Source organism: Salinibacterium sp. SWN1162, from assembly GCF_015864675.1.
GTDB lineage: Bacteria > Actinomycetota > Actinomycetes > Actinomycetales > Microbacteriaceae > Rhodoglobus.
Genome location: NZ_JADYWT010000004.1, coordinates 95,381 through 108,373, shown reverse-complemented (window position 1 = coordinate 108,373; position 12,993 = coordinate 95,381). Strand labels below are relative to the sequence as shown.

The window sequence follows — 12,993 nt, the reverse complement described above, 5'->3', positions numbered from 1 at the left end:
CAGAAAGAGCAATTCACGGGTGGTCCTCTATCGCTTAAACAGACTTGTGACACTATAACCACCGAGCGATCGCAGCGATATTTTGGTCTTGAACCGCGCCCAGCGCGACAGTCCAGTGTTCAGTTGACTCTCCAATTCCTTCACGTCCGTCCAGAACGCGTCGGCTTCGGCAAGTTCGGGCTCCACTCCGGAGAAAATGGCTTGGTCAGCCTGCTCTGCGAGAGTGCGAGCATCGGGAGTCGCCATGACGGCGGCGACCTCTGTGCGCGTTCCCGACGTTGGGGGTGCATAACCATGGTCGATCAATGAGTCCTCGAATTCTCGCCAGCCACCGCTGATTTGTTCCACAGTCGAGTCGGCTTTCTTGCGCAACTGTCGGCGTCTGACTTTCGCGGCGATGATCAAGAGGAACGGCGCAGCGATGATCAACAGCACCGCAAGGGTCCAACCCGCGGCGCGCAAAGCCGCGAGCACGGCTTGAAGCGTGGCATCGATATCAGGTTGCAGTGCTTGCTCACTATCGGGATTTGACTGTCGGTTGACCGTGTCCGACTCAATCTCCGGCGGCTGAACTACCGTTTGTGGTCGAGCGACTTGGGCAGTCTCGTCAGGATCTTCCTCAGGGATTTCCCGTAGCGGCGGATTCGGATCGATCGTAACCCAGCCGTACTCTGCAGTATTTACTTCAATCCATGCGGAGGCGTCGTTGCCACGAATTTGTTCACCCGACGTCACGAAACCCAGAACCACGCGAGCCGGAAAGCCCAATTCGTTCGCCATAATGGATGCCGCTACTGCGTACTGCTCAGCGTCTCCGATCATGCGCGGCGCCGTCACCAGCTCAGCGATTCGATCAGCAGAGTGCCCGGATCGACTCGCCGGCTCATCGATCCCCACGCCATGACTGACGTATCCGTCTGCCGCAAGTCCTGAAAGCATTGCTTCGAGTCGAGCGCCTGGAGAAGTCGAGCCACCAACGTAGGAATCAAGCTTTTCGGTGAGTTCCTCGGGGGCGTTCTGAATGGCCGGAACCTGCGCAAGGCCCGGAGTGAGGGATTCGATTTCGTCTGCACTCGGCTGTACCGGGGCTACACCTTCGAAAGCGTAGGAATCGCCGCTGGCGAGACCGTCGATAATGGCGGCGGTTCCAGAAACGTTGTTGTAGTAAAAGGAATCGCGAAGATCTGCGGCCCTAGCTCCGGAGAATTCAACCTCTTCAAAGAGCCCAACGGTGGGCAGCCACACGCCGGAATATCCAGCCACGGTCAGGTTCAGGTCGACGCGAGTACCCTCGACGTCCGATTGATCGAAGCGTGCGGGAACGCGGGAGAACGCCCCTGATTCGCTCGACGCGCGATCACTGCCGACGGCGTACACAACCCCGTTATAGCTATCGAGCGTAGCGAGGCGCACTCTCGTGCCCAACGGAACCCCGGACACTTCGAAAAGCACTGAATTCGCCGTGCTTGGTTGCCAATACCGCCGGAATCCAGCCAATGGGCTCACATAGTTTTGTGGGTCGAACGGCTCAACTATCGTCGTGCGCAGCACCGAGCGATTATTCGTGGGAGGTACTGCATTAGCGGCAACGAGAGCCGCGCCTGAAGCAATCGCCATGATCAGCAGGGCGCTGAGCGCCGTACGCACGCCAGCGAATCCGAACTCGCGCTTGCGACGCTCGCTACCAGCATCACCCCTCGCCGCTTCTAATGCGTTGACCGTGTCCCGCCGGCGACGCCACCGGAACCACGCAAGGGATAGAGCGATAACCGCGAGCAGTGCAAGGGAAAGGGCGATCGGCTGATCAGGGTACGTCGGTCCGAACGCGAGCGCCATGACAAAAATTACGATGGCCGGAACCACGGAAAGCTCCGGGATCTTTGAGCGGAAAGCGAGGCTCAGCGCGATAACGCTTCCGAAGTACACCAGTACAAGAGCCGGCACCAAGAGCGACTGATAGTCCCCCACCGGCAACGAGATTGTCAGTAGCTGTTTCCAACCAAGCGCGACGCCCAGCACCAGATCGCTCAGTCCGTCGAGCGAGGGGATAACGCCCCACTGGGTTTTTGCTGGCACCGCTACCGGAACTCCGACAGCGAGGAACACGAGCATCGAAACGATCGCAGTGACCCCGAACGACCAGGAACGCCAGAGTGCGAGAGAGGCGACGAGCGAACCGGCGATGATCGAAACGGCAATCAGTACGGTGAGCGCCGGAGTGCGATAGATGGGCCAGAGCGCAGCGGATGCGATGGCGATCGAAAGCCAGAGCAAAACAGCAGAAACGACAATGAACGAGCGAGAACTAATTTTTGTCATGCTCCCGCCGATCGCGAGAGTGCTCGTTTCAATTCTTCGAGGTAACCGATCGTCAGCACGCTCAGTCCAGCCACGCGACGCAGCCCGGGAATGGCCTCGGGGTCGCAGACAATAGCAACGACTTCGATGTTCGCAGCGAACTTTGTCGAAGCGGCACGCAGCTGCTGAGGGGTAACCGTCGATCCGCAAATGAGGAAAGCAACGGAGACACCGTTCGTCTGCTCCGACGTTACTCGCGCGAGGTCGATGAGTCGAAGAGCGGTCTCAGCGCTCTGTACCCGAGTCAGATCATCTAGCAGACGCGTACCGGTCAAGGTCGAGAGTGCGCGAACCGCGAAAATCTTGCGTTTAGCGAACTGCGGCGTTTGCGCACTGGCCACGACGGTCACGCTTCGTGCATCGCGAATTGCCTGCGCACCCAGGGATCCGGCGACACTAACCGCCATCTCGAATTCGTATTCGTTGTCGTAGTCTGCGCTTGCCAGGCTCAGCGCGATTACGAGGTGACTTCGGCGAGTCTCTTCGAACTGTCGAACCATGTAGCGACCGGTGCGAGCAGTGGACTTCCAGTGGATGTTTCGCCGCTCGTCACCCCGTACATACTCACGCAAAGCATGAAACGAGATGTCGTTGTTGGCAAGGTCACGCGTGGGGTTGCCCTCAAGGTCACGAATCAAACCAGTGCTGACGCTAGGAATACTAATGGTGCGTGGGTGCACAAAGATTTCCGCCGAGTCCGTCCAGACGAGTTCTCGACGCACGAGCCCTACGGGATCGGCGCGAACGGTCCGTACCGGACCTACGGTGATCACACCGCGTCGCTGAGTGGGGATGACGAACTCGTGCGCTGCCGTTCCGCCCGGGCGCAAGCTCGGAAGGACAGCCTCCGCCACAGTCGTCGCGACGGGAATTTCAGCGACGACACCGAAACTGCGATGCTTCCCTTCGTTCTCTCCGTGAACTTCACCCGTCGCGGACTCCCCCACCACGACGCGCTGATGCTCGACTCGAAGACTAATGGATAGGTGACTGCGCCCCAGGAGGTACACCGCAGCCATGAGAGCGATCACAATGAGGGCAAACCCCACCACAACGAGTTCCTCCCAGGCGATCGAGTAACCAACGATCAGAGTGAGCGGGATGAGAACAAGAACGACCCAACCAACAGGAGTGATGACAGACGTCACTCGCTGTGCAAACCGAGCAAAAGCTCGCCGCGCGACAACCGCAAATCGAACGAGCGCGACGATCAGGTCAGCAAGAAAACCCGTGCGGTACCCAACAATGCGTGTTCTGGCATTGTCGAGACCGCGGATCGCCGTCGGGAATTCGCTATCCGAGCGCGTTCGATCGCCGCTCGGACCAGACTGCTCCGCCGCGGTGTGATTTGGTTGCCCTTTCGCTGAGCGGTTCAGAAGTGAACTCACACGGCTTGCCGTTCTGTGGGCGGTGGATTTTCGATCAGGATTTGAGCAATCACGCTCGAAGCCGTGACGCCTTCGAACTCTGCTTCCGCGTCGATTACTAGACGATGGGCGAGAACGGACTCGGCGAGAGCCTTGACGTCGTCCGGTACTACGTAGTGACGACCGTGAGACGCCGCAAGGGTCTTTGCCGCGCGCATAAGCGCGAGAGCACCGCGAACGCTGACGCCGAGCCGCACTTCTGTCGTGTTACGAGTCGCCTCCACCAATCGGCTGACGTAGTCGTTGATGGTCGGGTCAACGTGAACCGTGCGAGCGAGCTGCGCCATCTCCACTACGAGTTCTGCGCTGACGACGGGCTCGATAGTTGTCGAATGAGCGGCAACGCCCGCGCCGTCGAGGATGCGCAGCGTCGAGGCACGGTCGGGATAGCCGATGGACGCTTTCATCAGGAACCGGTCAAGTTGGGCTTCCGGAAGACGGTACGTTCCCGCCTGCTCGATGGGGTTCTGCGTTGCGATGACCATGAAGGGCGAGCCGACAGGGTGCGTGACGCCGTCGACAGTGACTTGCCCCTCCTCCATGACTTCGAGCAGGGCTGCCTGAGTTTTCGGGCTTGCGCGGTTAATCTCGTCAGCTAAAACGATGTTCGAGAAAACCGGCCCGGGATGAAACTCGAACTCGTTCTCGCGCTGATCGAAAATACTGACACCGGTGATGTCGCCGGGAAGCAGGTCTGGTGTGAATTGGATGCGGTTGGTTGTTCCCGAGACGCTCTGAGCGATTGCTCGCGCAAACGAAGTCTTTCCCGTACCCGGGTAGTCCTCCAGCAAAAGGTGGCCTTCGCTGAGCAAGGCAGTGAACCCGAGGCGCACGACAAAAGTCTTACCGAGCAGAACTTGCTCAACGTTCGTGACAAGTCTGTTGAAGCTTTCTGCGAACCATGCGGCTTCGTCGGGGGTCATGGTCATAGTGAACCTCTAGTCATAGTCATATCCGTTGTACGTTCTCTCGTAGATCTGGCCGCCGTTAGCTGTCACGCGAATCAGAAGAGTCGGGACTGCGAGCAAAACAACATCAGCATGGCAACTTTGCCCCGGCACACTGGTATCGGCTGTCTGCCACGGTCCGAGGGTGATGCCGCCGCAGCGATACTGCACATTCTCGTAGTTGCCGCTTGGCCAATTGAGCCAGGTAAAGGTTCCGCTCGAATTGAGAAGGTCGTTGTCCGAGGTGAAAGTCAGGTTTCCCACTGACGGATCTACAGCAGTTCCGAGCGGGAAGGATGCTGACCAATCAGTCTGACAGATCGGCGCAGAACCATAGCTCTTGCAGGCGCGCACTTGAACCGAGAGGTCGTTACCGTAGTGCTGACCTCCCTCAGCGGTGAGGAAGGAGCCCAAGGCGACCGGCCCGAACACAGTGCCCGGAACGCTGCCACCGCTGAGTCGGTAGTAGAGGGTGTAGTCGCTGTCGAGCGAGTCAGCTCCCATCGAGCCACCGTTCACGGTGAAATCAAAGCGCTTGCCGTTGGCGACCGGGCCAGAAGTATCGAGCGCAGTGATGACGGCCGGCGGCGTATGCGCGACCACTGTCGACGACGCAGTACAACCCTGACCGTTGTCCGCAAAAACGACCAGCGTATACGTGCGGTTCGGCGTGAGCCCGGAGAGCACCACATTGCTTGACGTGCCAGCGTTGGCAATTTTCGCGCCATTGCTCGTGATCGTCCCACTAGGCGAGCACGTCGGTGGGGTGCCGGTATAGGCAGCAGCGGTATAGGCCGTGACCGATCGGCCGTTGTTGTTAAACACGCCTGACCAACTCAACTTGACTGAGGTATCGCTCTCCGGCGTCGCGACTGGAGCCGAGCTTGCAATCGGCGGGCCGGCCGGAACCGCACTCCGGGGCTCGCTGGTGTTCCACACCGACAGCGCTGTGTACGCGGCGTTTCGTGCGCTCACGGTGTACGACACCGCCACGCCGTTATCGAGAACCCACGTCGATGGGGTGTCCCAGGTGCAGGTCGTTTCGTTGCACTGAGCCAATCCCAAAGTCGTTTCGAATCCTCCGACGACGACACGATAGCGATCCACCGCGGTTCCTCGCGCGGGTGTAGGCACAGCGTTCCACGTCAGGCGAAGCCCATGGTCGAGCGGCGACGCGCTCAACGAACTGGGAGCTACAGGAATAATGTCTGACCAGACGGGGTCCGCGAGAGTCACCGGCTCAGACTCGCCAATTGCGTTGATCGCAACAACTGTGATCTTGACGGAATTGCTCGGGCCATTGCCGTTCGTGGGAATCGCGCAGGTAGTTCCGGGGCAGTCGGTGGTGTTTACCAGCGTGCCGTCGATTCGCGTGGTTACTCGGTAGGAGGTGATCGCAGAGTTATTTGCGGGGCCCGCGTTCCAGCGCATCATGATTGTCTTGTCGCCAAATCCACTCGGCGAGAGATTCGAAATCGCATCGGGAACGTCCTGAATCGAAATTACTACGGACCCCCAGACGTACCGGGATGCGTCGTTGGTGGCATCGGCAACGAGATACTGCAGGTTGACATCACCAGGCGCCGCCTCAGACGACACTGTCACCGTCAGCGTGCGGTTATCGCCACTCGGAACGATCGAGATTCCCGCCGGGATCGAGTCGCCACCGAGACCGCGAATGTCGATCACCTTCAGCGAAGATCCCGGGAATGGGTTCGTCGAGACATCGTTGGCCAAGACATCGACCACGGTCGTCTCGCCCCGCTGTGCGATTGCAAGATCAGAAGCTGGGCTAACGAGCGGACGCGTTGAGGGCACCACACTGAGTTCAATACGTCCCGATTTACCCTCGGACAGGTCATCTCGAACGCCCAAGGAGATCGACGTGCGCGTGCCGCTGAGAGAATTGCTGCTGGCGACCAGGGTCAGCAGGGTCCCGTCCAAAGAGTAAGAAAAGCCTTCGGGCAGGGGGCTCAGCACTGAATACGCGAGCTCGTCAAGGTCGTCAGGGTAGGGATACGTGGTGAGTTTGAGAAGATCTATCTCCTTCTCTTGACCGGGTTCGAAGTCGATGACCGCGCCGCCGAAGACGGGCGCCTGGTTGTCGCGAGGAAGAACCTCAATCGGCAACACCAGAATCGCGGTGCGACCCTCCGGATCGGTAGCGGACGTGCCGTCGGTAACCTCGAATGAAATCGAAGCCGGGCCGAAATACTTCTCGGCGGAGGTATAGACGAGAGTGTCTTCGTCCCGCACCAGCTCCGACCCGTCGCTGTGGGTAGCTAACACTGTGCTTGAGTCCGTGAGCCGCACGGGGTTCTCCCCGACCGCGATGATGTAGTCGTTGAGATCGATCACGAGAGTGCTCTCGCTATTGACGCTGAGTTTGTTCGCGCGGCGGTCGATCTGAGGTAGAGCATCGTTGTAACCAGGCACCGAGATAAAGGCGTAGCTGAAAACCGTGGGGTCGGCGGGATTCGTGACCCGGAACGGGATAATTTGTCCGGAATCCCCGACGGAAACCTCGATGCGCTTGTCGGAGGTCACACTCGCGACATCATCAAACCCAGGGTAGATAGCGAGCGAAAGCGTGCGGGGGTCACCATCAGCAAAAAATACTCCGGCCAGAACATCGACAGTTACGCGATTTCTATCGAGAACGTCTGACAGGGTAAGCACGCTGTCAGTGGCTATCGGATAGGCAGGCTCGGCATCCGGGTCAACGGTGACGCGGATGAAGTTTTGACTGGTTCCGCCGGTTTCGTTTTCAATCACATAGATGATGCCGTAGTCACCGGGAGTCTCTGGTGGCGTGACGTCGACGACGTCCCCATCAATCTCGGCAACAGTTTGCTCATCGTTAGGCTCGACGGACACCACAGAGAGCCTGCTGCCGTCGGGGTCGGAGTCGTTGGCCAGCACTTGAACGGAGACGGTGATTCCTGGCTTGACCGTAACCTCATCGATAATTGCGACAGGGTTACGAGCACCTTCCAATCGCGGACTGATCCCGATGCTGATCTCGCCGTTCGCGCGCGCACCCAAAGAATCGATCAGTGTGTAGGTGAAGGAATCAGTGCCGGCCGAGTACTCCCCTGCCTGATAAACAAAAGTGTTGGAATCCACCTCGATGACGGCACCCTTGCTGGGATTCGTGGCCTGCCCCAAAAGCTGCACCGAGTCACCGTCAGGGTCTGCCGCAGTGAGTGGAACTTGAATACGCACAGTATCGCCGGCAAGCACCCTCGCCGTTACCGTCGGCGGCACTGGCGGGTTGTTACTAGACACGTCGAGTTCGCGCACGGCGATGTTCACGATCGCGGTTGCCGACTGCCCATCAGGCCCAGCAACTTGGTATGCCGCGGTAAAGTTTCCTGTACGTTCCGGGGCTAGATAGCGCAGAACATCACCCGAGGTGAAGAGCAACCCCGAGTCGTCCGGAAGATCTTGGGCGAGCTTCGGAACGAGCGAGAGCTCGAGCCCGTCGGGATGCTCGTCATTCAGCAGAACCTGAATATCAACGGCCTGGCCCACACGAACGGTCACCGAGTCGTCATTGGCGATCGGCGCTTGCAACCGGGATGGTGCCGGGATCTCGACTACGGTGATCACGCCAACCGCATCCGCAAGTCCGTTGCTAATGCGGTAGTTGAAAGTGACTGGCCCGTCGTCGAGCGGTGCTTCCAAGCTGACGCGTACAAGGCGTTGCTCGAGGATTTCAGCTCGCACGCCGGAACCGGAGCGTAGGTTCATTATCTCGGTAACGAGAAGCACGCCGCCTGCGGGATCGACATCGGTACCCGCAATATCGATTCGCTCGTTCTGGAGCGTCTGAACGAAGACCGTTTTCGGCACCGTGATCGGCGAAGTATTAGCGTCCGGAGGCGCGACAACGTCGATCCGAACGGTGGCTGTATAGCTAAGATTTCCGTCCGTGACAACGTACTCAAGGTTGTGACTGCGCACTTCTTCGCTAGAGAAACGGAAAGTGCCCGTCTCGTAGCTAGGCAGCACTTGAGCGCCGGTTTTCGCGGGAACGCTGTTGAGACGAATGTTTCCATTGCCGCCGCGAGTGTGAATCAAAGGGGAAACAGTGATCTCTTTGCCAGCGTACGCCAGCACGACAAACGGGTCAGCTTCGATCGGGACTTCCCCCGCCGCCTTGACCGAAACTGAAACGCTGCCCGAGGACTCGCTGATTCCATCGGACACCACGAGAGTTACGACCTTGAGGTCTCCGCCCTCGCCTGAGTCGGAGAACACAAGATCTCCCCCAGGCTTGTAACTCACCACATCAGGCGCCGCCGTCGATGCGCTGGTGAGGTAGAACGGATCGCCGTCTGGGTCAACCCAATCTCCCAGAACCTGATTCGAGATACGCCCCGCTGTTTGTACAGTGAACTTCGTCGCCCGCATCTGTTGTGGCGGCGAATTCTCCGAGTCGGTGCGGATCTCTACTGTCACCGTGGCCGTAGCCGAACCGCCGCGCCCATCGCTGATTGTGTAGGAAAAGCTGACCTGTCCGCTAGCGCCCGATTCGAGGGTGATTTGAATTTGCTGACGCTCGTTGATGCGGTCGATGCGGCCAATCGCCGCGTCGATAGTGGGCAGTTCTTCGATGACCAACACATCGCCGTTAGCGTCATAGTCATTGAGAAGCACTGGCAATACTGTCGCTCGCCCCGGACGAGCCCCGAACGTGTCGTCCACAGCAACTGGCGGCTGCTGGACTTTATCGATTTCGGGCTCAACATCGAGCAAATTTTGCTGTACTTCTGGTTCTTCGTCATCGGCGGTGATGAGTTGGTTCCAGTTATCGATTAACGCCCCGTCGCCCTGCACGTCCCACGTTCGGCCAGATAGCCGATCATTGAGCACCGCGCGCGAGCCGTTTACTGAATACGCGAGTTGCGCGTTAGCTTGCATCTCTTCGAGCTGAAGAATGACGCCCTCACCAGCATCGGTGGGGCATCGTCGCCAATTCTGCCCACTCGACCACGCCGCGTACTCGCAGTCGCCCAGCCGCAACGGTGCAGCCGCGATGCCTGACTGCCCGGTGGCGAGTCCTACCGCGGCAGCGCCGCTCAAAGGAACGCTCAGCACGCCATTGCTGTACCCGATGAGCACCCGTTCGCCGCCGGCGGATGCCGCTTGAAGAACGACCCCGTTGCCTCCGTCGATGAGGCCGGTTAGATCGACCTCTCGGCCGTCCATGTGCAGCAATTCAGTGTCTGAATCGAGAATCGCCCACTGACCGGCAACAGAGGTAATACTCAAGTCAGCGGTGGGATCGAGTTCAAGATTCTCGCTCGACTCCGCCGTATCCGAAATCGCGGCGTTCACTCGGAACAGCAAGCTCGTCGCTGGCGAGTATCCGAAGAGGAGTCCGTCTTCATCGACGCTAACGATCGCGTCGGCGCCGAGACTCAGTGACGCGGGAGACTCAGAATCGAAGTTCAAGAAATCGGCGTAGGACCGGATCCACAGCTCACCCGTGCCGTGTTCCAACACCACAACATTGTCGCCCGCGAAATAAACCTCTGGCTGGTCGGGCGGTAAAGCTACGCTCTCTGCGACTTCAGAAAGGGCCGGGTCTACGACATCGATCGAACTTTCTGAACGGTCGAAGAGCAGGATGCTGTCGCCATGCTGAATGACTTCAAGGTCAGCGCTCTGCGCGTCTACAACTGAGTTGATTTCGAGGACTTCGGTGTTTGCTCGACCAATCGCCTGCTGCTGGTTGTTAGAGACCCATACAGCGCCGTCGGCAAGATCGACGTGCTGGGCGGTATAGCCCGTCGACACAACCGCGACCGTAGCCACTAGAGCCACGATCGCAGAGACACTCACTACGCCAATTGCTGTGGAGCGGCGCGCTTTTCCCCAGAGCTTAATCACAGGCCTCCATCATCACGGCAAGACCGCGCATTTCTGAGCGCTTGCTGGCCCGGATTTGCCCTCGCGAGTGACGGTAACCGAAATGCAGACGTTTTCGCCGGGTTCAGCATCGACCACAAAACTCGCCTCTCGCTGCTGCGCCGACGGCTGGCCGTCTTCGGTATGGATTTGGTACGCGTCGCTTGGTTCGAGCCCGGGATCGAGCCACGAGAACTCGACCACGTCGGTCGAAACCGACGCCGTGATATCGCTGACCACCGGGATATCGCTCGAACCCGATTGCAATTGCACGAAAGTAACCGTCGCTCCGAGTACGACGACAAATGCGGCGAGCGCCACACCAATCCAAGCAATGGTTTGCATTCCGCGTGTTTTGGGAATGGGACTCATCCCCGTCTTTCGACGCGACATCTTGCCTTCAGCAGCCTCGCTCTCGAACGAACCGAAGCTGTCATCTATCGCGGCCGGTCGACGACGCTTTCGTCGCTGAGAGGATGTCATCGGTGACGCTTGCCCTGGACGCACTCGGGTGCGATCCTCGAGCTCCGCGACTGTCGCAAGAGCCCAGTCATCCATGGCAACTTCGATGGGCGTTTGAGAGAGTCCCAGCTCAGATTCGACCGCTTGCAATTCGTGCACGAGCTCCAGCACGCTGCCCTGGCGAGACTCGACCTTGCGCGACATTGCGCGGTTGAGAGCTCGCTCGAGACTTTCAGGAACATCACTGCGGCCAGTAGGGCGCGGCTTGGCGCGATTGATGCGCGAAATCAAATCGGTCGACTTGTTGGGTTCCCCCGGCACTTCGAACGGCGAGCGCCCGGCCAAGAGCGAGTAGACGGTAGCCGCATAGGACCATAGCTCTGATTCGATCGTACCGGCGGTTTCATCCATTAAAACTTCCGGCGCCGACCAAGGAATCGACATACCAACGGCTTCAAGGTTTTCGGACTCGCTGAGCGTCGCAGCGATTCCAAAGTCAGACAGCACTGGATGCCCATAGGCAGTCGTCAGGATGTTGGACGGCTTGATATCGCGGTGGAGTACCCCCGCGCGGTGGGCGGTCTCGATCGCGCTCCCAATCTTGATGGCGATGCGAAGAACTTCGGGCACAGGCAGGCGTTCGACTCGATAGCGCTGGCTCAGTGTGGACGAACAGAGCTCCATCACCAAGTACGGGCGTCCGTCGGAGGACACGCTGGCTTGATAGACCGTAAGGATTGACGGATGGGAGCTGAGCTGCGCCATCAGGTTAGCTTCGGCCTGAAACATCAGTCGAACTTGGTCGTTGACAACTTCGCTGAGCATAACTTTGACGGCGACTTGGCGTCGAGGCATATTCTGCTCATACAAGAACACATCGGCAAAACCGCCTGAGCCCAAGACGTGAACGTGAGAGAATCCGGGCAGGGCAGGAGGCGCTGAAGGCAGTCTTCGAGCCACAGAACACCCCTTACTTGTCGTCGATTTCGACCAGTCTAAGTGAGTAAACCACTCAAAGATCGGATTCTGCCCCTTGTCTGGGGTCAGCAGGTCTGTCCCCAGTATGGAGGACTAGATGGCTATCGCGCTGTAGGTACTTCTAACACATCGATGACAATTGCCGTGATGTTGTCGCGTCCACCGCTTTCGAGCGCCGATTCGATCAGCTGAGCGACAGTGTCATCGGGAGAGAGGCGCTGAGCAAAGAGGCGCTGAATCTCCGAATCGGAGACTTCGCGAGTGAGCCCGTCCGAGCAAATCAACAGTCGCTGAGCGGGACGAATGGGCAGCATCCAGAAATCGGGTGACGGTGCAGCGTTGAAACCGATTGCTCGGGTGATGATGTTGGCATCCGGATGATCGTCTGCTTCGTCTCGCGAGATCAGTCCAGCGTCGACCATGTCTTGAACCACGGAGTGGTCTCGCGTTACTTGCACCAGTCGGTCGTCGTCGAAGTTGTAAACCCGACTGTCCCCCACATTGAACACTGCAAAGCTTGCAGACTCGTGGTGCTCGGTGAGAACCACGCCGGTGACGGTCGTGCCGACACCGAGTTCGCTGTCCTGGGCGATGAGGCCGATATAGTCCGTCGCGCGTTCCAGCGCTCGCTCAACGGCGCGGGCGGGAAGGAAGTCTCCCGTAATCGCATCATCGAGCCGCTCAACGACCGCAGCGCTGGCAAGATCCCCCGCGGAGTGTCCCCCCATGCCGTCGGCGACCGCGAACATCGGAAAACGCGCGACATAGCTGTCTTCGTTAGCGGCGCGCCGATACCCGGTGTGCGTTCCCGCAGCCCACGCAAACGCAAACGTCTGCTCTGATCGCCCTGGCAGGGCAATGCTATGCCCCGGGTTATTGCCGCCGATTTCGGTCACGGCTACCTT

6 protein-coding genes are annotated in these 12,993 nt (G+C 59.0%); all 6 read right to left on the bottom strand.

Going from position 1 to position 12,993, the window contains the following annotated elements:
- Positions 1 to 27 precede the first annotated feature (27 nt).
- Positions 28 to 2,319, bottom strand: coding sequence for a transglutaminase domain-containing protein (locus I6E58_RS13385; RefSeq protein ID WP_129071081.1), 2,292 nt, complete (start codon positions 2,317 to 2,319; stop codon positions 28 to 30).
- The gene (locus I6E58_RS13380; protein WP_307842159.1) at positions 2,316 to 3,506 is read right to left on the bottom strand and encodes a DUF58 domain-containing protein; all 1,191 of its coding nucleotides are present in this window, start codon (positions 3,504 to 3,506) and stop codon (positions 2,316 to 2,318) included. The genes I6E58_RS13385 and I6E58_RS13380 overlap by 4 nt, the downstream gene beginning before the upstream one ends.
- A 236-nt stretch (positions 3,507 to 3,742) precedes the next feature.
- Positions 3,743 to 4,714: a MoxR family ATPase gene (locus I6E58_RS13375; RefSeq protein ID WP_129071083.1), complete on the bottom strand. Its 972-nt coding sequence runs from the start codon at positions 4,712 to 4,714 to the stop codon at positions 3,743 to 3,745.
- 9 nt (positions 4,715 to 4,723) lie between these two features.
- Positions 4,724 to 10,630, bottom strand: a complete 5,907-nt coding sequence (locus I6E58_RS13370; protein WP_197134614.1) for an Ig-like domain-containing protein — start codon at positions 10,628 to 10,630, stop codon at positions 4,724 to 4,726.
- A 12-nt stretch (positions 10,631 to 10,642) separates the two neighbouring features.
- Complete coding sequence (locus tag I6E58_RS13365; protein ID WP_197134611.1) at positions 10,643 to 12,070, bottom strand: serine/threonine-protein kinase; 1,428 nt, start codon at positions 12,068 to 12,070, stop codon at positions 10,643 to 10,645.
- A 119-nt stretch (positions 12,071 to 12,189) separates the two neighbouring features.
- On the bottom strand, positions 12,190 to 12,984 hold the full coding sequence (locus I6E58_RS13360; protein WP_197134607.1) for a PP2C family serine/threonine-protein phosphatase: 795 nt from the start codon (positions 12,982 to 12,984) through the stop codon (positions 12,190 to 12,192).
- Positions 12,985 to 12,993 lie beyond the last annotated feature (9 nt).

Excerpts from the sequence above, each read along its gene's own strand:
- I6E58_RS13385 (WP_129071081.1), bottom strand. The coding sequence starts at position 2,319 with ATGACAAAAATTAGTTCTCGCTCGTTCATTGTCGTTTCTGCTGTTTTG.
- I6E58_RS13375 (WP_129071083.1), bottom strand. The coding sequence starts at position 4,714 with ATGACCATGACCCCCGACGAAGCCGCATGGTTCGCAGAAAGCTTCAAC.